We start from the raw sequence: 21,310 nt of genomic DNA on the forward strand, positions 1-21,310 counted from the left end.
GCCTAAATGCTCTCCGGCTGCCGGTCGCCTTCGCGGAACGTGCCGACCGGCGCGCGGACGCCTTCATGGCCGCGGCGTTTGAGTTCGGCCTTCAAATCCTCGGGCTTGGGCGCCCAGAGAAAGCCGAAGCTGACCGTGCCCTCTTTCGTCTCGACAACATGGTGGAGCCGGTGGGCCTGGATGATGCGCTTCATATAGTTGGATTTCGGCAGATAGCGGTGATTGAGCCGCTTGTGCACGATGACATCGTGAAAGCCGAAATAGATGGCGCCATAGGCGGCGATGCCCGCGCCGATCCAGATCGTGCCTTCCCACCAGCCGAACTGCACCCCGCCGAGCAGCAGGATGATCGAGGGGATAGCGAAGATCAGCGCGTAGAGATCGTTGAGCTCCCAGTTTCCGGTGCGCGGCCGGTGATGGCTCTTGTGCAGGAACCAGCCGAACCCGTGCATCACCCAGCGATGCGCGACATAGGCGACGCCCTCCATGAAGAGGACGGTGCCTAGGAAGAGCAGGATGCCGAGCGACCAGTGCATGGGGGCGATATAGCGATGCCGGATGCGGAGTGCGAGGGGTGTCTAACCAAAACTCGTTTAGGCTGAGCCTGTCGAAGTCCTGCTCTATTCTATAGCCGGTTGAAAAAGAAGGGCAGCCCTTCGACATGCTCAGGGCAATCGGATTTGGGAGTGTTGTCGCCCTTCCCATACCCGCCCGACTATGCTTTAGCGCGTCCCGAACTTTCCGACTCCCATTCTGCTTTCAGGAGCGCTTTGCCGCCATGAACATCCATGAATATCAAGCCAAGGAACTGCTCGCCGAATTCGGCGTCGGCGTGCCGAAGGGCGTGGCCGCGACGACCGTCGAAGAGGCGGTTGCCGGAGCCGAAGATCTGCCCGGGCCGCTCTATGTCGTGAAGGCGCAGATTCACGCTGGCGGTCGCGGCAAGGGCAAGTTCAAGGAACTCGGCCCGGACGCCAAGGGCGGCGTGCGGCTCGCGAAATCCGTCGAGGATGTCCGGCAGGACGCCGGGGAGATGCTCGGCAATACGCTGGTGACCGTGCAGACGGGCGAAGCGGGCAAGGAAGTCAATCGGCTCTACGTGACCGACGGCGTCGATATCAAAGAGGAATATTATCTGGCGCTGCTTGTCGACCGGGCGACGGGCCGGGTCGCGATGGTCGTCTCGACCGAGGGCGGCATGGATATCGAGGCTGTCGCGCATGATACGCCGGAAAAGATCGCGACGATCACCATCGATCCGCTGGCAGGTTTCACCGAAGCTGATGGGCGCAAAGCCGCCGATGCGCTGCAGCTGTCCGGCGATCTCGCCGACGCCTGCGTGAAGCTGACCGCCAATCTCTACGAGGCCTTCACCAAGCTCGATTGCTCGATGCTGGAAATCAACCCGCTCGTCGAAACGGACGATGGCCAGCTGCTCGTGCTCGACACCAAGATGAGCTTCGATTCCAACGCCGAGTTCCGCCATCCGGACTGGGAAGAGCTGCGCGACGAGAGCGAAGAGGATCCGATGGAGCTCGAAGCCTCGAAGCACGATCTCGCCTATATCAAGCTGGACGGCAATATCGGCTGCATGGTGAACGGCGCGGGCCTCGCCATGGCGACGATGGATATCATCAAGCTCAACGGTGCCTTCCCGGCGAATTTTCTGGACGTTGGCGGCGGCGCGTCGAAGGAGAAGGTGACGGCCGCGTTCAAGATCATCCTGTCCGACCCCGCGGTCGAAGGTATTCTCGTCAACATCTTCGGCGGGATCATGCGCTGCGATATTATCGCGGAGGGCATCGTCGCGGCGGCGAAGGAAGTGGAGCTCGACGTGCCGCTGGTTGTTCGTCTGGAGGGGACGAATGTCGCGCAGGGCAAGGATATTCTGGCCGATAGCGGCCTGCCGATAGTGAGCGCCGTCGATCTGGGCGATGCCGCGCGGAAAATTGTGGAGCAGGTGCAGAAGTAAACACATCCGCTCACCCTGAGCCTGTCGAAGGGTTGCTCTTCACTTTTCGGGCGTTGAAGAAAAGTACGGGGCTTCGACAACCTCAGCCCGAGCGGAAGAGAGGGATTAGAGTTGATTTGTTGCAGTGCAACATGCTAGTGACGTTTACGTGAACGTAAAGGGCCGCGACAGACAAGGCCCAGGAGGAATGAAGCGATGAAAATTTTGGTGCCCGTCAAGCGGGTGATCGATTACAACGTCAAACCGCGGGTGAAGGCCGACGGCTCGGGCGTCGATCTGGCGAACGTCAAAATGTCGATGAACCCGTTCGACGAAATCGCCGTCGAAGAGGCGATCCGCCTCAAGGAAGCCGGCAAGGCGGAGGAAATCGTCGCCGTGTCGATCGGCCCGGCCAAGGCGCAGGAAACGCTGCGCACCGCGCTCGCCATGGGCGCCGACCGCGCGATCCTGATCGAGACCGATGACGATGTGGAACCGCTGGCCGTCGCGAAGCTCTTGAAAGCCGTCGCCGACGAAGAACAGCCGGGCCTCGTGATCCTCGGCAAGCAGGCGATCGACGATGACAGCAATCAGACCGGCCAGATGCTCGCGGCATTGCTCGGCTGGGGCCAGGGCACCTTTGCCAACACGGTCGAGGTCGGTGATGGCAGTGTCGATGTGAAGCGCGAGATCGATGGCGGTCTGCAGACGGTGAAGCTCAGTCTCCCCGCGATCGTCACGACCGATTTGCGGTTGAATGAGCCGCGCTATGCCTCGCTCCCCAATATCATGAAGGCGAAGTCCAAGCCGCTCGATACGAAGACACCGGGCGATTATGGCGTCGATACCGCGCCGCGGCTGACGACCTCCAATGTCAGCGAACCGCCTAAGCGCGAAGCCGGCGAGATCCTCGAAGATGTGGATACGCTGGTCGCCAAACTCAAAGAAATGGGAGTCGCGTAATGAAGACGCTCGTATGGGTCGAACATGACAATGCCGAGATGAAGGATGCGACGCTCGCCGCGGTGACGGCGGCGGCCAAGCTCGGCGAAGTGCACGCGCTGGTCGCCGGTTCCGGTTGCCAGGCCGTCGCCGATCAGGCTGCGAAAGTCGCCGGTGTCGCCACCGTGCATCTCGCGGACGATGCCGCTTATGCCAACGCGCTGCCGGAAAATGTCGCGCCGCTGATCGCCGATCTGATGGGCAGTCACGACGCCTTCGTCGCCCCGGCGACCACGACCGGCAAGAATATCGCGCCGCGCGTCGCCGCTTTGCTCGACGTGATGCAGGTCTCCGACATTCTCTCCATCGAAGGCGACAAGACGTTCACGCGCCCAATTTACGCCGGCAACGCGATCGCGACCGTCACCAGCTCGGACGAGAAGCTCGTCATCACGGTGCGCGGCACGGCGTTCGACAAGGCGGCCGCCGAGGGCGGTTCGGCGTCTGTCGAGGCCGTTGGCGGTCCGGGCGATGCGGGGCTTTCGAGCTTCGTTTCCGAAGAGATCGCCGAAAGCGACCGGCCGGAGCTCACCAGCGCCAAGATCATCGTCTCGGGCGGCCGCGCGCTGGGTTCCAGCGAAAAGTTCGAAGAAGTCATCACCCCGCTCGCCGACAAGCTCGGCGCGGGTATCGGGGCTTCGCGCGCCGCGGTCGATGCGGGCTATGTGCCCAACGACTATCAGGTTGGCCAGACCGGCAAGATCGTCGCGCCGGAAGTCTATATCGCGATCGGCATCTCCGGCGCGATCCAGCACCTCGCCGGCATGAAGGATTCGAAAACGATCATCGCGATCAACAAGGATGAAGACGCCCCGATCTTCCAGGTCGCCGATTACGGCATCGTCGCGGATCTCTTCAACGCGGTGCCGGAGCTGACCGAGAAGCTGTAACAGCGGACTGTCTTTGCAACGCAAAATCGGCGGCTTATGCTTTCGGGCATGAGCCGCCTTTTTCTTTGGATTGGTTTTGCCGCTCTCGCCTCATTGTCCGGGGCGCTCCCAGCCTTTGCCCAAGAGCCGCTGCGGCTTGAGGGAGCGTCGCCGTGGAATATCCACTATGCGGACGATAGTTGTCAGTTGGCACGAGTTTTTGGTGAAGGCGAAGATCGCGCGACGCTGGTCATGCGCCAGTATGCGCCAGGCGATAGCTTTAGTTTGATTGTCGCGGGTCGGCCGTTTCGACCAACTCGGACCGATACAGTGGCCTCTGTCCGCTTGGGTTCGGAAATTGCGGTGCAAGAGATGCGGTATCTGCGTGGCACTGTTGGCGAAGATCGGGCTTTGATATTCTTCACTGAAGCTCTGTTACGTCCGCTGACTGATGCCGAGCGGGAGGAATGGACCCGACTGATTGAAGACGAGCAGGGCCATCTCTTCGACCGTCCGGTAGCAACCGACGATGAAATCGCAGCCATCGACTTTATCGAGATTGATACCCGTCTTGGCCCACCTGTAAGGCTGGTTACGGGGTCGATGGCACCGGCTTTTGAGGCGCTGAATGCTTGTACCGAAGAGCTTCTTACGCATTGGGATTGGGGCTTGGATGTAGAACGGCACAGAGGTATTTCGCAGGCGGCTCGACCGCTTGGATCACCGGGTCGATGGGTTACACCTAGCGATTATCCTCGGCCGGCCATACGCAGTGGAGCGCAGGCGATTGTCAATTTTCGACTTTTGGTTGATACCGACGGGCGTGTAGCAGGTTGCCACATTCAACAATCAATCGGTGATGAGGCGTTCGACAGGGCGGTGTGCAGGGCGCTCACTAATCGCGCCGAGTTTTCGCCCGCACTCGATGCCGAAGGCCAGCCAATGGCATCATATTATATGAGCCGCGTCGTATTCACGATACCCTAGCGAGCACTGCGTCAAACCTCCGCCAGCAACCCCTCACTCACCGCCCACAGCCGCTCGGCGCTCTCGTCGCTGCACGCATGCGCGTCGACGCCGCGGTAGCGGGCCATGGGGTTTTCGGGGTCAGTTGGGGCGGCGATGTCGCAATCTTCGCAATAGACACCGGGCTTGCCGTCGAGCTTGGGCGAGGTTGCCGCCCATAGAGTGGTCGAGCAGCCCTGTTCGGGCGTCTTGAAACCGGCCTTGGCGAGTTCGGACGGCGAGCCATCTTCGTTGAGCCAGCCCAAAGCCACCTGTTCCTCGTGCGGTAAATGCCGCTGGAGCGGGGTGAAGATGCCGCCCGGATGGACGGCGAAGGCGAGGCCGCCCGCATCCCGCATCCGCCGGTTCAGGGCATTGGCGAACAGCGCATTGGCGGTCTTTGCCTGCCCATAGGCCTGCCATTTGTCGTACTCGCCGCTCTCGAACTGGATATCGTCCCAGCGGATGTCGGAAATCTTGTGCGCGGTCGAGGAGAGGGCGACGACGCGCGCGCCGGGTGTCTTTTCTATGAGCGGCATCAGGCCGAGCGTCAGCGCGAAATGGCCCATATGGTTGGTGCCGAACTGCGATTCCCAGCCGGGGCCGACGCGGGTCTCCGGGTTCGCCATGATCCCGGCATTGTTGATAAGGAGATCGAGCCGGTCGAGCGCGCGGGTCATCTCGTTGGCGAAGCGGCGCACCGAAGCGAGATCGCCCAGATCCATCGGCGCGCTCGCGACATCGCCGTCGATGCCGCCCAGCGCATCCGCCGCTTTTTCCGGCGAGCGCACGGGCACAACCACCTTCACACCCTTGGCCGCCAGCGCGCGGACCGTCTCCAGCCCGATCCCGCTATAGCCGCCGGTGACGATCGCGGTTTTGCCCGCAAGGTCGATATCGGCGATAACGACTGCGCCGTCTGTCTTGGCTGGAAAACCCGAATCCGTTGGTACCTGGTCTGCAACTGCCATCGGCGAATCTCCTCTCAACCCTTCTCCCTTGATGGGAGTTCGGGGTCGATCATGCCCCCAGCATGATCTGAATAGCATGGGATGCTATTCACCCCGAACTGATATGGAGACTTGCCAGCGTGCTGGCTAGTCGGAGTTGGATGAGGGTGATCTATCCGATGGTCATTTGCCTAACCGAGAGATCACCCTCACCCTCCCACCGGCATGGCCGGTGGGCCCCTCCCTCTCCCATCAAGGGAGAGGGGCTTCAAAGAAGAAGCCCGGCCGAACTACAGGGGCTCGGCCGGGCTTTTCCGCTCTCGCAATGAGATCGTATGTTACTTGGCCGCTTCCTTGGCCGCTTCTTCCTCTTCCTTGATGGCGTTCCAGTGGCTGGCCGCCTTGTTCAGGATGACGAGAAGCTTCTCCAGCGCGGTCGGCTCGTCCGTCTTTTCCATCGCCGCGAGTTCGCGCGCGAGCCGGCTCGAGGCCGCTTCGAAAATCTGGCGCTCCGAATAGCTCTGCTCGGGCTGATCGTCGGCGCGGAACAGGTCGCGCGTCACCTCGGCGATCTGCAAGAGGTCGCCGGAATTGATCTTCGCTTCATATTCCTGGGCGCGGCGCGACCACATGGTGCGCTTGACCTTGGGCCGCCCTTCGAGCGTCTTGAGCGCGTCCTTCAGCGTCTTGTCCGAAGAGAGCTTGCGCATGCCCACGCCTTCGGCCTTGTTGGTCGGCACCCGCAGCGTCATCTTTTCCTTTTCGAAGCGCAGAACATAGAGTTCGAGCTGCATGCCCGCTATCTCTTCATTCTGGAGTTCGATCACGCGGCCGACGCCGTGCTTGGGGTAAACGACATAATCTCCGACTTCGAAGTCCAAAGCCTTGCTCGCCATGTAGATACGACCTTTCTAGACGGTGGGCTGAGCGAATCGTGCAGCATCCCGTTGCGGGGCCATGCCTGCGCGATCGATTTTTCCAGCCTTTTCCGTACGTTAGCCAAATCGCGGGATACAAATGTTCCCGCTTCGAGACATTATGTAACAGATTCGTAAGAAAAAATCCAGTGTTGCGCTGCGGCAATGGGTGCGAGGCCCGCAGAATGCTGCGGCGCGCGGGGCCTCCGAGCGGACGCCGGACGGGCTGTTGGCGTCAGTCTTCGATGGTCCAGCGGAACTGGAATTCCAGCTCCTCCATCCCGTCGCCGCGCTCATGCTCGATCGAGAATTCCGCCCGCGCGGGCACCCGGATACGCTCATTATCGACCTGGATCTCGAACGCCTTGCCTTCTTTCATGCAGGCGACGAGCCGCTCGAGCTTCTCGATGTGCTGGCTGTCGGAATAGCTCTTGGTGACGTCGCGATGTGTGGCCATGATGGTCTCCGGGTCGATGGGTCCGGATATCATGGCCGATAGCTGTTACAGCGATATGTCGAAAAGCGTCCCGCTTCGCGCCCCGCCCTTAATCTCCTTCGCCGGGTTCGGGCGAGAAATATTTCTCATACTTGCCCTCTTCGCCCTTGTGATTGTCGGCATCGTCGGGCGCTTCGCGGCTCTGGGTGATGTTCGGCCACTCTTCGGAGAATTTAGCGTTCAGCTCGAGCCATTTTTCCTGATCCGGTTCGGTGTCCGGCAGGATCGCCTCGGCCGGGCATTCGGGTTCGCACACGCCGCAATCGATGCATTCGGCTGGATGGATGACGAGCATATTCTCGCCTTCGTAGAAACAGTCCACCGGACAGACTTCCACACAGTCCATATATTTGCATTTGATGCAGGCATCGGTGACGACATAGGTCATTGGCGCGGCTCTCCTCACTGGTCGCGTGGATTCTGCTAGCCATGAGATGACGCCCGCGTCAACGCCTGTTGTCGGCGATCCTTTCTACGCGGCGGTAAATCTCTTCTACCAGCTTGGGGGACACGCGGCGTTCGGGCAGGGACATGATCCGGATCACGCGCACGCCGTTCGGCATCGGTACGCTCAGCACATCGCCGACGCGCACCATGGCATGGGCGCGATCGATGCGGCGGCCGTCGCAGCGGATATGGCCTTTCTCGGCGATCTTGCGGGCGAGGCTGCGCGTGCGGGTGAGCCGCGAGAACCAGAGGAACTTGTCGATCCTGAGCCCGTCCGCGCTCATCCGCCGCCTTTACCCAGATCGAGTTCGGCGAGCTTGGCAAAGGCGTTGCCGGGCGCGGGCTTGCGGCGTTTGGGCTTCGGCGCGCGGCGGCCGCGCCACACCCATTGGGCGGGCGCGTCTTCGGTGGCGGGTGCGGCCTGCTGAAACCCCAGGGCCTGCATCAGCCGGGCGAGTGCCGCATCGCTGAGACCGAGCGATGTCGCCAGTGCCGGATCGGGCGCGAAAGGCGCTTTGCCGTTGCGCGCGTCATGCGCCGCCCGGGCGACGCGTTCGGCCATGTCGATCCGAAGCATTTGCCCGGCAAAGCCGCGAAAGCCCGCTTTGCGCCATGCGGCAAGCGTCTTGCCCTTGGGTTCGGGGAGGAGCGTGGCGCCGGCGGGTGGCAGTTCCGGCATGCGCTTACCGTTCGCGACCGACGCCAGCGCCAGCCGCCAGCGCACCGCTTCGGGCTTGAGCAGCTTGGCGTGAAAAATGTCGAGCGCGCCGATCGTGAGGCCGAGCCGTCCGATCCGATGGCGCTGCTGTTTGTCCAGCGCGCCGAGGGGTCCGAGCGCGGTCTTGCGGGGCAGGATGCCGCCCGCCTCGACGAGCGGTGCAAGCAGCGCGCGGATCGCGGGGTCCGTCTTTTCCGCGCCGAGGACGGCGTCGATCTTGCGCAGCGGACCGAGCGCGCGTCCAATAGCCGCGTCCAGCCAAGCACGGAGCCGCTCGATGATCCGCACCTTCTGATCCGCGGTCAGTGCGGCAAGGCTCTTGTCGAGCGCGATCTCCGGCGTGAGCAGGGTTTTGCCGGGCGCAAGCCGCGCGACGATGGCATCATGCCATGCGAGGCGAACCGGCGCGTCCGGCTCCGTGACCAGGGCGAAAGCCATATCGTCATCGGCCGTCAGCGCGGCGGTGCGCTCCGCCCATTCGCCGCCCAGCCGCCGTTCCGCCGCGGCGAGCAGGCGTTTGGTATCGGCATGATTGGTGCCGGGATCGACCGTGAAGCGGAAGCCGGTGATCGTGCCGATCCGTTCATCGTCGACGGTAACCACGCCCTCGGCATCGACCCGCACCGGCAGCGCGTCTTCGCCCTTCGCGCCGATATCGCGCATCAATATGGTCGTACGCCGATCGACGAACCGCTGGGTCAGGCTGTCATGCAGCGCGTCGGAAAGGCGCTGTTCAATCGCGGCGGCGCGACTGGCGCCCTTTTCGGGATCGGCGAGCCAGTCCGCCCGATGCGCGACATAGGCCCAGATGCGGATCGCGGCGAGCCGCCCGGCCAGCGTCTCGACATCGCCGGAGAGGTTTTCGAGCGCACTGACTTCCTGCGCGAACACGGATGAAGGGATATGGCCTTCGCCTTCCGAGAGATGCCGGAACAGCCGCCCGACGAGCCGGGCATGCCCGTCCGCGCCCGTCTTGCGGAAATCGGGCAGGCCGCAGGCGGCCCAAAGCCGTTCGACCATGGCGGGGTCGCCCGTGCGGTCGCGCACCCAGGGTTCTGCGGCCAGCTTCTTCAACACCGCGAGATCGACCGTCTCGGGCGCTGCGCGCAGCACATCGTCTTCGGGGCCGGCTTCGAGATCCGCGATCAGCGTATCGAGCGTATCGAAACGGGGATCGCCGTCGCGCCAATAGAGCTGCCGCAGAGCGGGAAATTCATGCGCCTCGATCCGTTCGATCTCTTCATCGGTGAATTGCGCATGATCCGCGCCTTCGAGTCCCAGTGTCCCGAAGGTGCCGTCGCGCTGATGCCGCCCGGCGCGTCCGGCGATCTGCGCCATTTCATGGATATGCAGCCGTCGGCGGCGGCGCCCGTCGAACTTTCTGAGCGAAGCGAAAGCGACGTGATGGACGTCCATATTGAGCCCCATGCCGATCGCGTCGGTCGCGACCAGATAGTCGACCTCGCCAGCCTGGAACATGGCGACCTGCGCGTTGCGGGTGCGCGGGGAGAGCGCGCCCATCACGACCGCCGCCCCGCCGCGTAACCGGCGCAGCATCTCGGCGACCGCATAGACTTCCTCCGCGCTGAACGCGACGATGGCCGAACGCGGCGGCAGGCGGGAGAGCTTCTTGGGTCCCGCATAGGAGAGCGTCGAAAAGCGCGGGCGCGAAATGATATCGGCATCGGGGACGAGCGCCGCGAGCATCGGCCGCAGACTGTCCGATCCCAGGATCATTGTCTCCTCGCGGCCGCGCATATGGAGCAGGCGATCGGTGAAGACATGGCCACGCTCGGGGTCCGCGCCGAGCTGCGCCTCGTCGATCGCGACAAAAGCTGTGTCGCGTTCGCGCGGTATGGACTCCGCGGTGCAGAGAAACCAGCGGGCCTTGTCGGGAACGATCTTCTCTTCGCCGGTGATCAGCGCGACGCTGTCCGCGCCCTTGGCCGCGACCACTCTATCGTAAACTTCGCGCGCGAGCAGGCGCAGCGGAAAGCCGATCATGCCGCTCGCATGGCCCATCATGCGTTCGACAGCGAGATGCGTCTTGCCGGTATTGGTCGGTCCGAGCACGGCGGCGAGCGGCGCGCGGGCAAAATTGCTCATGAATGCAACATCGGGGATGCGGTGCGCGGGCGCAAGTCGTAAGCGCCGGGAAAGTCGCCGGATTCGGCCCATCGTCGACTGTTAACGGTTCGCCGCATCGGGGATTCGCTCGGTCCTGGCTTAATTTGACTTTAACGCTTTTTAACCACAACGGTCGAACCGGATTACGCCCGGACTAAATCAGGCGATAAGCGGGGTCGGTTTGTATCATCGCAACGAATTCGAAGGCAGTCAGGGAGCCGGCACGGCCGCGCTTTCCTTCGATTCCACCGTGCCGCCGGATGGGCGCGGCGAAACCGGTTCGCGCTTCCGCAAAGTGTTCGGAAAATCCACTGGCGCAGGTCGCTGGCGCGATCTCGATCTGATCGTCGATCTGGGCGCGCAGGTCGGCAGCAAGACCTGGTGGCGCGGCGCGGCGACCTGCGCGGCATTATGCGCAACGACGATGTTTCTCGCACCCAGCGTTGAGGCCATTCCGACAATCGCCGAACCGATGGACGAGGCGCAATGGGACGAAGCCCGTGCCCAGGCGATCACCCCGCTGGCGCTGGGCGGCGATACCGGCCGCCGCATGGCGGCGACCGAAGCGGTAGAGCCGCTGGCGGGAACACCCGAGCGCCCGCGTATCGAGCTGACCGCCACGCTGGGTCGCGGCGACGGGTTGCGCGGCGTTCTGCAGCGCGCCGGCGTTTCGTCCGGCGAAGCGGCCGAGCTTGAGGCAATGATCACGGGCGCCGTGCCCATGTCCGATGTCCGGCCTGGCACGGTCATGTCGATCGTTCTCGGCCGCCGGCCCAACCGAACCGTGCCGCGCCCCGTCGATGAGATTGCCTTTCGTGCGCGCTTCGATCTGAAACTCGAAGTCGCGCGCGTCGATGGCGCACTGCGGCTCAACGAAATTCCGATCGCGGTGGACGATACGCCGCTGCGTATCCGTGGTAGGGTCGGCGCGAGCCTCTATCGTTCGGCGCGCGCCGCCGGCGCCCCGCCCGCCGCCATCCAGGAATATCTGCGCGCGATTGGCACGCGGCTGTCGGTCAATCGCGATGTCGGCGCCGATGCGGTATTCGACATCATCGTCGAGCATCGCCGCGCCGAAACCGGCGAAACCGAAATTGGCCGGCTGATCTATGCCGGCCTCGAACGCGGCGAACGTGAGACGCAGCTCCTGCGCTGGTCGGTCGATGGCGAGGATCAATGGTTCGAAGCCTCGGGCGTCGGCCAGCGAACCGGCCAGATGCTGATGCCGGTCAACGGACGGCTGAGCTCGGGCTTCGGCATGCGCCGCCATCCGATCCTCGGCTATCGCCGCATGCATACGGGCATCGACATCGCCGCGCCGACCGGCACGCCGATCCGCGCGGCGGCATCGGGCACCGTCAACTATTCGGGGCGCCGCGGCGGCTATGGCAATTATGTCCGGATCAATCATGGCAGCGGCATTCAGACCGCCTATGGCCATATGAGCCGGATCCTTGCGCGCAATGGCACGCGGGTCAGCCAGGGCCAGATCATCGGCTATGTCGGCTCGACCGGCATGTCGACCGGCCCGCATCTTCATTATGAGCTGATCCGCAACGGCCGGAAGGTCGATCCGCGCTCCGTCAGCTTCACGCGCCAGGCGCGGATTACCGGCGACGAGCTGCGCCGCTTCCGCGCGACGCTGGCCAACCTGCTCGAAGTCGAGCCCGGCGCAGCATTGGCGCGGCGCGAAGACCGCGAGGAGCCGGAAGTTGCGTCACGCGCAAATCGGCGGCCGGAACGCTCGCGGAGCTAGTACGCGCCAATTACAAATTTGTGTTTCAAGGAGTCTTTTTGTCAGACTCAACCTATCGGTTGAGCGCGGCACCGGCCCGCACCCCCTCCCGACCTCCCACAGGGTAAACTCATTGGGAGGTCGGGAGGGGGTGCGGGCCGGTGCCGCGACGTTGCGCAGCAACGTTCTGACAAATGAATCCCGGTGTCGCGATTTTCCGCTAGAAAAATTCTGAGAGATTATCTTCCCTGGCTACGCCAGCGCTTGATCGTCCGTTTCACGATGCCCTCTTCGTCCCCGACATGCGTCCAGAGTTCGGAGAAGACCGGGTCGCTCGATGCCGGGCGTTTTTCTTCTTCGAGATTGTCGAAGGCGATGCGGATCGGCACGGAAACGCCTTCGCCGCAGACGATGCATTCGCGGTTCCTGAGCGCCGGTATCACATCGAGAAAGCCGCGCGCGCCTTCGGGCATGGCCGAGCGGACATGGGCCTGGTCGCGATCATTGTTGAGGCGCATCGAGAGAATCGTGCCGCATTGCGATAGCACGCCCTCGGCAAGGTCCGACGGACGCTGCGTCACAAGCCCGAGCGATACGCCATATTTACGGCCTTCCTTGGCGATCCGGCTCAGAATTTCGCCGACCGCAGACTCCGCTTCGAGATGACCGGCCGGAATATAGCGATGGGCCTCTTCGCAGACGAGCAGGATTGGGCGCTGCGCTTCGTTGCGCGACCAGATCGCATAATCGAACACCATGCGCGACAGCACGGAGACGACGACCGAGCAGATGTCCGACGGAACGCCGGACACATCGACGATGGAGATCGGCTTGCCGTTGCCCGGCAGACGGAAAATTTTGGAGATGAACTCGGCCATCGTATCGGCGACCAGCATGCCGGAAAACATGAAGCTGTAACGCGGATCGGCCTTCAGCTCCTCGAGCTTGCTCTTGAGGCGCATATAGGGCGCGGTATCGTTCGCGGAATCGAGATGGCCCATCTCGGCGACGATGAAAGACAGCAAGTCGGACAGCAGATAGGGCACCGGACTGTCGACCGTGAGCTGCGGAATTTCATCCGCCAGACGGCTCTTGCCGCGCGCCTTGAGCAGGCATTTGGCGAGGATATCGCGGTCGCGCTGCTTGTCCGCACCCGAGGTGGTGACCAGCACTTCGCAATGTTCTTCAAAGTTCATGAGCCAATAGGGCAGCTGGATATTGTTGACGTCGAAAATCTCGCCCGCGCCCTTGAACGCGGCGCTATATTCGCCGTGCGGATCGACCATGACGATATGGGCTTCCGGCGCGAGTTCGCAGATCCGATGCAGGATCAGCGCAACGCTCGTCGATTTGCCGGTGCCGGTGGAGCCGAGCACGGCGAAATGTTTGCCGAGCATGGCGTCGATATAGAGCGCGCCGCGGATATCCTTGGTTGGATAGACATTGCCAATCTCGATATGCGGCCGGCTTTCGGTGGCGAACATCTGCCGCATATCGGCGTCTGACACTGCCATGACGGGCGATCCCGGAATCGGGAAGCGCGTAACGCCGCGGCGGAAGCCTTTGACCCGGCTCGTTCCTTCGACGACGATGCCCTCGCCGAGAAAATCGATATGGGCATCGACAAATTTCTCGTCGTTCGGGTTGGCAGCGAGCGTGCGGATATTGGCGACGAGCCAGCTATTGCCGACACGGATCTTGACCTGACTGCCAACCTGTCCGGCCATGGCGAGCGTCGGATCAGGGTCCGAGCGGACCTGGTTGAGCAAGGCGGCGTCGACGGCGATTCGCGAGCCGGAGCCCGCAATCTCGGTCACACGCCCGATGACGAGCCCTTTATCGCGGGCGACCATTCCGCCGTCCAGCGATGCCGTTTGCGTGTCTTCATCCTCCGCAACCGGCCGGAAAACCCCCATTTCGTCCATTTTTGCTCTCACAGTCCGTGATACATCGACTGTTCGGCCTAGGGAAAAAGGGTAAACATTCCGCTTACCGTCTCGCGGCGTGTTCAGAGGCGGCGGAAGATCAATCCCGCTATCCAGCCCAGTATCAGCGATACCAGCACCGCCGCCAGGCCATAGAGAAAACCGTTTTCGGCCGCCGCGGTGGCGACGAACCGTTCGAAACCCGACTTGTCGATCCGGATTTCACGGACCTCGCCGGCCAGCACGCGTCCGTCCTGAATGAGGAAGGTCTCGGCCGTGTAATCGCCGACGGGGACCCGGGCCGGGATCGAGATGCGGGCATTGTAGAGCACGCCCTCGGTGATCTCGACCGCCTCGACCTGTTCGACATAGAGGCCGTTGCGCGCGCGCAGATCGACAAGTCCTTCGTCAAAACGCGCGGCTTCTTCGGGCGGGTTGGCGCTGGCCGGCGACAGTTGCAAACTGTCGATGCCAAGCTCGTAAATCGCGGCGGTGCGTTCGTCGACGATGTCGTCGATCGGTCGCGCGCTCGCCAGCGCGTAGAAAGCGGGTGCGGACCGGAAACGCGCTTGCGCGGCGTTCATCCAGATACCCATGCGCTGCTGCTTTTCGCGGACGAGGATCGACTGTTCGGGGCCCTTGAGTACGACGACGATATCGACCGGATCTTCGGGCACCTGGCCGCCTGGATAGAGGATAGCGCCATAGACCATCAGCTCCGCGCCGGTGAAGCTGTAGATGATCTCGATCTGCTCCTGGTCGACGGCGGGCACGAGCCGGGGGCGCGCCTGACCCATCAGCATCGGCACGGCGACCAGCAGGAGGATCAGGGGCGCTATGCGCGGGAAGAAGCCGGACCGTTTCATGTGATCTGAATCGAATAGATTTCGTCGGGGCGCCAGCCGAGCCCGAGCGCCATGCGCACGGCAACGATGATAACGAGCGCCGCGAGGAAAAGCCGCAGCCATTCGGGATTGACCCGGGTCGAGAGCCGCGTGCCGACCTGCGCCCCGATAACGCTGCCAAGCAGCAGCAAAGTCGCCAACACGATATCGACGGCCTGCGTCGTCAACGCATGGACCATTGTCGTCGCTGCCGCGATGAAGACGATCTGGTAGAGCGATGTGCCGACCACCACGCGGGTCGACATGCCGAGCAGATAAATCATAGCCGGCACGAGAATGAAGCCGCCGCCGATGCCGAGCATCACGGTCAAGGTGCCGACGGCGAAGCCGACGCCGAGCGGCGCCAGCGGCGAGATATAGAGACCCGAACCGTAGAAGCGCCACCGCCCCGGCAGCGCGGCGACCAACGGATGATGCCGGCGCGCGGGCGGCTTGATCGGAATGCCGGTGCGCCGCGCCCGGATGACGATCCAGGCTTCGCGGATCATCAATATGCCGATCCCGGTCAGCAGGATGATGTAGAGTATGCCGACCACGAGATCGATTTGCCCGGCGATCTGCAATTGCTGAAAGGTCAGACCGCCGAAGATCGTGCCCAAAATGCCGCCGACAATCAGCACACCACCCATCCGGAAATCGACGCCCTTGCTGCGGGCATGGGCGGCCGCGCCGGAGACGCTTGTTCCGGTGATCTGGGTGGTCGCCGAGGCGACGGCTACAGCCGGGGAGATACCCGAAAAGATAAGCAATGGCGTCGTCAGAAAACCGCCGCCCACGCCGAACATGCCCGACAATATGCCGACCGCGCCCCCGAGCAGGATAATGAGGAAGGCATTGACCGAGATTTCAGCGATCGGGAGATAAATATCCATGCCGGTTCTGGCCTACCGATTTTGGCGGGAGAGCGGAAGGTGCCGTGTTCGCGATGAACGCCATTTGACGAGGCGTCTAGAAATCGGCGCCGAGGGTGATTGCCGGTCCGGAATCCGGCGCGGCGGACCCGGCGACGCGCTGCCGCCAGCCCAGCGAGAGACGTGCCCCGCCATCGCCCATGGGCAACCGGATGCTGGCTTCCGGCCCGATATCGACGCGCGAGACGCCAGGTTGCGCGCCGGCCCAGATGCCTGCGCCCAGCGATAGCGTTCTGCGATCATCGATCGCGATCGGGTGCGATACGACCAGCGCGGCATCGCCATAGAGATCGCGGCTGTTTGCGCCGACGACGCCCGCTTGCGCATAGCCATCGAGTTCGAAACCGAAGGGCAGGGGCGCACGGCTGACGCCGCCCACCATGCCGAGCGACCAGGCGTTCCGGCCGCCCGCGTCGAGCGCGATGCGGCGCTCCGCGATCAACGCGACCGGAATATCTTCGGTGGGCCGGAGGGAAAACCCGATGGCCGCTTCGCCACCCTCGCCGCGCTCGATCGGCCGCGAGAGCCGGGCGGTCGCCGCCATATCCAGACCGGCCAGGCGCAGCAGGCGATAGCGGGCGCGCAATCCCATCTGGCTGCCGCCCAGCTCGCCATCGCCGGACAGCGCGCCAAAGCCGTCACCGGATCGCCACTGGACCCAGGCGGACAGGCTGAAGCGTCGGCGGGCGCTTTGCTGGGCTGGTAAAGAAATGCCGGAAGAAGGCGGCCCTGCACTGGCCATCTGCGACTGCCTTCTGGTTGCCGGCGCATCAGCGGACGGGGCCTCGGATGGTTCGGGGAGGAGGTATGTCGATGACACACCCGAAAAAGTCGGCCGTGCAATCGTTACAGAGTCAGATTGCCGGGATAGGCTGTCGCTCGCACCCGTTTCCGCCGTCCGATCCACCGATCGAGGTGCGGCCGAGGATGTATTGTCCGCATGCGGCAGCGCCGAGGCTCTTGGAGGAGATGGCGGCATATCCTCTAAGGTCGGCGATGGCGTCTCGACCGTCTCCCAGAATAGGATTCGCAGCCCGACCCACAGCGTCAGAATGGCGGCGACGAAGCGGACCGGCGGCGTAAAGCGGCTCATGGCGATCCGCTGGTGTCGGGAAAGATATGGCGGGTCTTGTCCCAAACCGGCCTGTGGCCGCGGCGCGCGAGAATATAACGCGTCATGGCGCGCCGCGCGGATATCATGGCGATGATATTCGATACGATCGCCCGCGGGATGGCGATCACGCCTTCGCGCAGACCATAGGTGCGGCCGGTAAAATAGGCGCGCATGGCCAGACGCCAGAGCAGCAGTCCCGCATTTACGCTCAGCATGGTGGAGAGCAACGGCGACAGGGCCGGCAATGGCCGGCCGGTAGCGAGATGCACAATGAGAAGCGAACACCAAAGAATGGCCGCGAAATAGGCGGATAGGAGAATGAGCGCGGTGAGGATCGCGCTGCGATCGCGCAGCCGCATCCAGAAATCCGCGAGTCCGCCATGCCAGCCGAGCCTATCCCAACCGTAGAGCGCGATACCGGTAATCCAGCGCGTTTTCTGGCGCACCGCCGCACCGAGCGTCGCAGGAAAATGGGCATGGACGGCAATCAGTTCGCCGGTTTCACCGTCGCGGCACCGCGCGAAGGTCCCGCGTTTTCCGTTTTCCGCCAGCGACAGGCCGAGCTCATAATCCTCGGTCAGGCTATCCGCGTCGAACGGTAGGCCATTGCGGGCCTCGGCGAGTATGCCGAGCGCATCCCGCGCAATGGCGCAGCCGACACCGGCCGATGGAACGCCGGCGCCAATACTGTCGCGGATCACCAAATCCTTGCCATGCGCTTCGGCAAATTCGTCGCAATAGTGACCAGCGACCCAGGGCGATTTGGGGTGCGGTAAAGGTACGACCGGAATCTGGACGAGGTCGTGATCGTCGATCAGCCGGTCGAACAGCATGATCTCGGCCGGGTGCACGACATCCTCGGCATCGTGGAGGATGACCGATTTGAACCGTCTGCCGGTGCGCCGTTCTTCGTCTTCGAGCGCCAGCCAGAGCCGGTTGAGGCAATCGGCTTTCGTCGTGGGGCCGGGATCGGGACAAATCACGCGCAAGATAGTCTCGGTTACGGCGGCCACAGCGTCGATTGCATCCATTGTCTTCCGGTCGTTCGGATAGCAGCCGATGAAAAGGCGATAGTCCTGCCCGGCAAATCGCCGGATCGTGGTTTCGAGCATGGCGCCGATGACATTGGCTTCGTCCCACGCAGGAACGAAAACGGCGTGCGCGCCGGGCGCGGACGAAGGCGGCATATCTTGCAGAACAGGTTCCGCCGCATCGGACGTGCCGACCATCCGCCGGATCGCGCGGCGGAGCCAGAGCATGTCGATGGCGAGCGTATCGAGCGCGCCGATAAGGAAGCCGCAGGCGGCGAACAATGCGAGCTCCCGAAAGGCGAGCGCAATGAACTCCAGAATTGTCTCTGTCCCCGGCATCCGCCCCCCTAAACGCCTGACCGACAAGCGTCTTTTCGGCCTATATGGGAAAAGCGGGGTGGACAAAAGGACAGCCTGTTTTCATCGCCCGGCTTTCCGATTAGAGCGTGGCGCAGATTAGAGGGAATCATCATGGCTGAACGCTTGGGCGTCCGATCGGCGCTGCGCGGATTTCTGAACAGCGAAGCGGCGGGCGGCATCGTGTTGATGGTGGCCGCCGTGCTCGCGATGCTCGTCGCCAACAGCACCTTCTATGAGAGCTATCACCACATATTGAACGACAATATGGGGCCGATCCTCAGCCCCGAGCTGACCAGCAAGCTCGGGCCGATGACGCTCCATCTGTGGATCAATGACGGGCTGATGGCGATCTTCTTCTTCCTCGTCGGACTGGAGATCAAACGCGAGTTTGTCGACGGGCGATTGTCGACCTGGGACAAGCGCCGCCTGCCCATCATCGCGGCGGCGGCCGGCATGGTCGTGCCCGCAGTCATCTTCCTGTTTTTCACGCGCGACTATCCGGAGCTATCCAATGGCTGGGCAATACCGGCCGCGACCGACATCGCCTTTGCGATCGGCGTGCTCGCCCTGCTCGGCAAGCGTGCGCCGACGTCGCTCAAACTGTTTCTCGTGACGGTCGCAATTGTCGACGATATGGGCGCGGTCGCGATCATCGCGCTTGTCTACACGCCTTCGCTTTCGACGATCTGGCTGTTCGCCTCGGCAATGGTTTTGGGCGTCATGTATTATCTCAATGCGACCGGCGTGAAACGGCTGCTGCCCTATGTGATTTTCTCGGTGCTGCTCTGGTATTGCGTGCTGATGTCGGGCGTCCATGCGACGATCGCCGGCGTGCTGGCGGCGATGATGATCCCGATCACCCAGACGCCCGGCGCGCCGGATTCTGCGGAAAGCCCGCTCCACCGGATGGAACATGCGGTCGCGCCGTGGAGCGCCTTTTTCATCGTCCCGATTTTCGGCTTCGCCAATGCCGGTGTGAATCTCGAGGGCATGGGCACCGAACAGATTCTCGCGCCGTTGCCGCTCGGGATCGCGCTCGGCCTGTTCGCCGGCAAGCAGCTCGGCATTTTCGGCAGTGTCTGGCTGGCCGTGAAATTCGGCGTCGCCGGAAAGCTGCGCGGCGCCACCTGGCTGCAGATTTACGGCACGTCCATGCTCTGTGGCATCGGCTTCACGATGAGTCTGTTCATCGGCGGCCTCGCTTTTCCGGGCAATCAGCTCTTGATCGAGGAAGCGAAGATCGGCGTGTTGCTCGGTTCGGCCATGTCGGGCCTGATCGGCTTCCTGCTGCTGCGCTTCGCGCCGCTGCATGAGAAGCATGACGAGATCGAAGCCGACGAGGCCGGCGAAATCGCCCGTGACGGCGATGTCGAAAATGTCTGCGAGGATGTCCCGGAAAAGCCGGCTGCGAGTTCCTGAACGCCAAGGGCTTGCAAATCGCGCTGCCCGACTGTATTATTACGACAATACAGCAAGGAGAATCATGGTGCGGACGCTATTCATTTCGCTTTCGGCACTGGCGCTTGCCGCCTGCGGCGGCCTGGTCGATATCGGCGGCAATGGCCTCGCCAATGGCCAGCCCCTAGACGAACTGGAGCTTGAGGAATTCGACGCCGTCTCGCTGCGCGGGTCCGACAATGTCGAGATCGCGCTGGGTGAGGCGTTCGATATCCGGATCGAGGGCGATCCGGAGATTGTTGATCTGATCGAATTTGAAATTCGCGGCGGAACGCTGCGGATCGGGCGCAGGAGCGATCGCAGCATCAATATCGGCAGCGATCGCGCGACCGTCTTCGTGACGCTGCCGGTGCTGAACGGCGCTTCGGTTGCAGGGTCCGGCGATATGCGCATCACGCGCGCCGTATCCGACAGGTTCGAGCTTTCGATTGCCGGTTCGGGCAGCATCGACATTGCCGCGCTCGAAGCCGAGCGCGCCGAATTCGATATCGCCGGATCGGGCGACCTGGAGGCCGCCGGTACTGTGTCTGATCTCGAGATCGGGATCGCGGGATCGGGCGATATCGACGCCCCGGAACTCCAGGTTCAGCGGGCGGAGATCGATATTGCCGGGTCCGGCAATGTCGACATTACAGCGTCCGAACGGGTCGATGGCAATCTGATCGGATCGGGTGATGTGCGCGTGCGCGGCGAGGCCGAATGCCAATCCAATTCGATCGGCTCCGGCGATATGCGCTGCGGCTAAGGTCTGATCCTCAGGATTTGCGGCTGGCTCTCTCGTCCAGTCCCGACATCCCCTCGCGGCGTTCCAGCTCGGTGAGAACATCGGCCAGCGGTACATCGCGTTCGGCGAGCAGGATCAGCAGATGAAACAGCGCGTCGGCCGCTTCGGCGGCCAGCGCATCATCGTCTTCGGCCAGAGCGGCGACGATCGTCTCGACCGATTCCTCGCCGAATTTCTGCGCGATCTTTTTGCGGCCCTTGCCGAAGAGCTTCGCGACATAGGATTTGCTGGGATTGCCGTCCTTGCGATCATGGATGATCCGTTCGAGGCGAGTCAGCGTGTGGGCCATGTCTCGGGTCTGCGCGGGTGCACCCGCCGCGTCAACCGGCGTCCTCGGAGTCTTTCTGTTTCCGCCGCTTGCTGATCTGCCGCCCGACGAGCAGACCGGTGAGCCCGAGCGCGAAGAGCATGATATCGCCGGGCGCATCGACGCTGACTGCGGACGCAATGGCGGGCGTCGCGCCAATCGCGATGGCGGCCAAGAACGCTGCGAAGACTCGCGCGAAGGACATCTAGGCTCCCGAAACCGTAAACTCAGTATGAACCACGCAAGAATTCGGCCAATTTCGGGACAATAGCCATGTTGCGGTGCCGTCATGGTTAAT

The 21,310-nt window shown here is 62.9% G+C and carries 21 protein-coding genes; 7 read left to right on the plus strand and 14 right to left on the minus strand.

From position 1 onward, the window contains the following. Nucleotides 1-2: 2 nt before the first annotated feature. Nucleotides 3-536 carry a sterol desaturase family protein gene (locus Q0974_RS14035; RefSeq protein ID WP_299328905.1) on the minus strand — a complete coding sequence of 178 codons (534 nt, stop codon included), beginning with the start codon at nt 534-536 and terminating at the stop codon, nt 3-5. 242 nt (nt 537-778) lie between these two features. Between Q0974_RS14035 and sucC the strand changes: the two genes are divergently transcribed. The 4 genes from sucC (at nt 779) to Q0974_RS14055 (ending at nt 4,809) form a co-directional block, all read left to right on the plus strand. Beyond that, complete coding sequence (sucC, locus tag Q0974_RS14040; protein WP_299328907.1) at nt 779-1,972, plus strand: ADP-forming succinate--CoA ligase subunit beta; 1,194 nt, start codon at nt 779-781, stop codon at nt 1,970-1,972. A gap of 195 nt (nt 1,973-2,167) precedes the next feature. Further along, entirely contained in the window at nt 2,168-2,914 is a 747-nt protein-coding gene (locus tag Q0974_RS14045; protein ID WP_299328910.1) for an electron transfer flavoprotein subunit beta/FixA family protein, read from the plus strand. Further along, a complete protein-coding gene (locus tag Q0974_RS14050; RefSeq protein ID WP_299328913.1) occupies nt 2,914-3,843 on the plus strand; it encodes an electron transfer flavoprotein subunit alpha/FixB family protein in 930 nt (309 codons plus the stop codon). The genes Q0974_RS14045 and Q0974_RS14050 overlap by 1 nt, the downstream gene beginning before the upstream one ends. 48 nt (nt 3,844-3,891) lie before the next feature. Next, nucleotides 3,892-4,809 (plus strand): energy transducer TonB, encoded by a 918-nt coding sequence (locus Q0974_RS14055; protein WP_299328915.1) that lies wholly within the window; start codon nt 3,892-3,894, stop codon nt 4,807-4,809. An 11-nt stretch (nt 4,810-4,820) separates the two neighbouring features. Here the strand turns inward: Q0974_RS14055 and Q0974_RS14060 are convergent, their stop codons facing one another. The 6 genes from Q0974_RS14060 to Q0974_RS14085 all read right to left on the minus strand — a co-directional run bounded on the left by Q0974_RS14060 (nt 4,821) and on the right by Q0974_RS14085 (nt 10,461). After that, nucleotides 4,821-5,798, minus strand: a complete 978-nt coding sequence (locus Q0974_RS14060) for an oxidoreductase (protein ID WP_299328917.1) — start codon at nt 5,796-5,798, stop codon at nt 4,821-4,823. A gap of 317 nt (nt 5,799-6,115) precedes the next feature. Beyond that, complete coding sequence (locus Q0974_RS14065) at nt 6,116-6,673, minus strand: CarD family transcriptional regulator (RefSeq protein WP_299328920.1); 558 nt, start codon at nt 6,671-6,673, stop codon at nt 6,116-6,118. 256 nt (nt 6,674-6,929) lie between these two features. Further along, a complete protein-coding gene (locus Q0974_RS14070) occupies nt 6,930-7,151 on the minus strand; it encodes an amphi-Trp domain-containing protein (protein WP_299328922.1) in 222 nt (73 codons plus the stop codon). A gap of 88 nt (nt 7,152-7,239) precedes the next feature. Beyond that, nucleotides 7,240-7,578 (minus strand): ferredoxin FdxA, encoded by a 339-nt coding sequence (gene fdxA / locus Q0974_RS14075; RefSeq protein ID WP_299328925.1) that lies wholly within the window; start codon nt 7,576-7,578, stop codon nt 7,240-7,242. 58 nt (nt 7,579-7,636) lie between these two features. Beyond that, the gene (locus Q0974_RS14080; RefSeq protein WP_299328928.1) at nt 7,637-7,921 is read right to left on the minus strand and encodes a S4 domain-containing protein; all 285 of its coding nucleotides are present in this window, start codon (nt 7,919-7,921) and stop codon (nt 7,637-7,639) included. Further along, nucleotides 7,918-10,461, minus strand: coding sequence for a helicase-related protein (locus tag Q0974_RS14085; RefSeq protein WP_299328930.1), 2,544 nt, complete (start codon nt 10,459-10,461; stop codon nt 7,918-7,920). The genes Q0974_RS14080 and Q0974_RS14085 overlap by 4 nt, the downstream gene beginning before the upstream one ends. Before the next feature lie 202 nt (nt 10,462-10,663). Between Q0974_RS14085 and Q0974_RS14090 the strand changes: the two genes are divergently transcribed. Then, nucleotides 10,664-12,238 (plus strand): M23 family metallopeptidase, encoded by a 1,575-nt coding sequence (locus Q0974_RS14090; protein WP_299328932.1) that lies wholly within the window; start codon nt 10,664-10,666, stop codon nt 12,236-12,238. 218 nt (nt 12,239-12,456) lie between these two features. Here Q0974_RS14090 and Q0974_RS14095 read toward each other — a convergent pair whose 3' ends face one another. From Q0974_RS14095 to Q0974_RS14115, 5 genes are all read right to left on the minus strand, one after another. Further along, nucleotides 12,457-14,070, minus strand: coding sequence for a DUF87 domain-containing protein (locus Q0974_RS14095; RefSeq protein WP_299329018.1), 1,614 nt, complete (start codon nt 14,068-14,070; stop codon nt 12,457-12,459). Nucleotides 14,071-14,225: 155 nt separating this feature from the next. After that, the gene (locus Q0974_RS14100; RefSeq protein WP_299328934.1) at nt 14,226-15,008 is read right to left on the minus strand and encodes a TIGR02186 family protein; all 783 of its coding nucleotides are present in this window, start codon (nt 15,006-15,008) and stop codon (nt 14,226-14,228) included. After that, the gene (locus Q0974_RS14105) at nt 15,005-15,919 is read right to left on the minus strand and encodes a sulfite exporter TauE/SafE family protein (RefSeq protein ID WP_299328937.1); all 915 of its coding nucleotides are present in this window, start codon (nt 15,917-15,919) and stop codon (nt 15,005-15,007) included. Before Q0974_RS14105 ends, Q0974_RS14100 begins: the two co-directional genes overlap by 4 nt. Nucleotides 15,920-15,995: 76 nt before the next feature. After that, nucleotides 15,996-16,700, minus strand: a complete 705-nt coding sequence (locus Q0974_RS14110) for a hypothetical protein (RefSeq protein WP_299328941.1) — start codon at nt 16,698-16,700, stop codon at nt 15,996-15,998. A gap of 347 nt (nt 16,701-17,047) precedes the next feature. Then, a complete protein-coding gene (locus tag Q0974_RS14115) occupies nt 17,048-18,442 on the minus strand; it encodes a glycosyl transferase family protein (protein ID WP_299328944.1) in 1,395 nt (464 codons plus the stop codon). A gap of 132 nt (nt 18,443-18,574) precedes the next feature. Between Q0974_RS14115 and nhaA the strand changes: the two genes are divergently transcribed. Together nhaA and Q0974_RS14125 are read left to right on the plus strand one after the other, a co-directional pair. Continuing rightward, entirely contained in the window at nt 18,575-19,882 is a 1,308-nt protein-coding gene (gene nhaA, locus Q0974_RS14120) for a Na+/H+ antiporter NhaA (protein WP_299328947.1), read from the plus strand. Nucleotides 19,883-19,946: 64 nt separating this feature from the next. Next, entirely contained in the window at nt 19,947-20,666 is a 720-nt protein-coding gene (locus tag Q0974_RS14125) for a head GIN domain-containing protein (RefSeq protein WP_299328949.1), read from the plus strand. Nucleotides 20,667-20,676: 10 nt separating this feature from the next. Here the strand turns inward: Q0974_RS14125 and Q0974_RS14130 are convergent, their stop codons facing one another. Then, nucleotides 20,677-20,994 (minus strand): phosphoribosyl-ATP diphosphatase, encoded by a 318-nt coding sequence (locus tag Q0974_RS14130; protein ID WP_299328952.1) that lies wholly within the window; start codon nt 20,992-20,994, stop codon nt 20,677-20,679. A 31-nt stretch (nt 20,995-21,025) separates the two neighbouring features. Further along, nucleotides 21,026-21,217: a hypothetical protein gene (locus Q0974_RS14135; RefSeq protein WP_299328954.1), complete on the minus strand. Its 192-nt coding sequence runs from the start codon at nt 21,215-21,217 to the stop codon at nt 21,026-21,028. Nucleotides 21,218-21,310: the final 93 nt, after the last annotated feature.

It is taken from the genome of Parasphingopyxis sp., from assembly GCF_028279465.1.
In the GTDB taxonomy this organism is placed as follows: Bacteria; Pseudomonadota; Alphaproteobacteria; order Sphingomonadales; family Sphingomonadaceae; genus Parasphingopyxis.

Bases quoted from the DNA above. Each gene is read 5' to 3' on its own strand.
- Q0974_RS14035 (WP_299328905.1), bottom strand. From the start codon at position 536: ATGCACTGGTCGCTCGGCATCCTGCTCTTCCTAGGCACCGTCCTCTTC.
- sucC (WP_299328907.1), top strand. From the start codon at position 779: ATGAACATCCATGAATATCAAGCCAAGGAACTGCTCGCCGAATTCGGC.
- Q0974_RS14045 (WP_299328910.1), top strand. From the start codon at position 2,168: ATGAAAATTTTGGTGCCCGTCAAGCGGGTGATCGATTACAACGTCAAA.
- Q0974_RS14050 (WP_299328913.1), top strand. From the start codon at position 2,914: ATGAAGACGCTCGTATGGGTCGAACATGACAATGCCGAGATGAAGGAT.
- Q0974_RS14055 (WP_299328915.1), top strand. From the start codon at position 3,892: ATGAGCCGCCTTTTTCTTTGGATTGGTTTTGCCGCTCTCGCCTCATTG.
- Q0974_RS14060 (WP_299328917.1), bottom strand. From the start codon at position 5,798: ATGGCAGTTGCAGACCAGGTACCAACGGATTCGGGTTTTCCAGCCAAG.
- Q0974_RS14065 (WP_299328920.1), bottom strand. From the start codon at position 6,673: ATGGCGAGCAAGGCTTTGGACTTCGAAGTCGGAGATTATGTCGTTTAC.
- Q0974_RS14070 (WP_299328922.1), bottom strand. From the start codon at position 7,151: ATGGCCACACATCGCGACGTCACCAAGAGCTATTCCGACAGCCAGCAC.
- fdxA (WP_299328925.1), bottom strand. From the start codon at position 7,578: ATGACCTATGTCGTCACCGATGCCTGCATCAAATGCAAATATATGGAC.
- Q0974_RS14080 (WP_299328928.1), bottom strand. From the start codon at position 7,921: ATGAGCGCGGACGGGCTCAGGATCGACAAGTTCCTCTGGTTCTCGCGG.
- Q0974_RS14085 (WP_299328930.1), bottom strand. From the start codon at position 10,461: ATGAGCAATTTTGCCCGCGCGCCGCTCGCCGCCGTGCTCGGACCGACC.
- Q0974_RS14095 (WP_299329018.1), bottom strand. From the start codon at position 14,070: ATGGTCGCCCGCGATAAAGGGCTCGTCATCGGGCGTGTGACCGAGATT.
- Q0974_RS14100 (WP_299328934.1), bottom strand. From the start codon at position 15,008: ATGAAACGGTCCGGCTTCTTCCCGCGCATAGCGCCCCTGATCCTCCTG.
- Q0974_RS14105 (WP_299328937.1), bottom strand. From the start codon at position 15,919: ATGGATATTTATCTCCCGATCGCTGAAATCTCGGTCAATGCCTTCCTC.
- Q0974_RS14110 (WP_299328941.1), bottom strand. From the start codon at position 16,700: ATGGCCAGTGCAGGGCCGCCTTCTTCCGGCATTTCTTTACCAGCCCAG.
- Q0974_RS14115 (WP_299328944.1), bottom strand. From the start codon at position 18,442: ATGCCGGGGACAGAGACAATTCTGGAGTTCATTGCGCTCGCCTTTCGG.
- nhaA (WP_299328947.1), top strand. From the start codon at position 18,575: ATGGCTGAACGCTTGGGCGTCCGATCGGCGCTGCGCGGATTTCTGAAC.
- Q0974_RS14125 (WP_299328949.1), top strand. From the start codon at position 19,947: ATGGTGCGGACGCTATTCATTTCGCTTTCGGCACTGGCGCTTGCCGCC.
- Q0974_RS14130 (WP_299328952.1), bottom strand. From the start codon at position 20,994: ATGGCCCACACGCTGACTCGCCTCGAACGGATCATCCATGATCGCAAG.
- Q0974_RS14135 (WP_299328954.1), bottom strand. From the start codon at position 21,217: ATGTCCTTCGCGCGAGTCTTCGCAGCGTTCTTGGCCGCCATCGCGATT.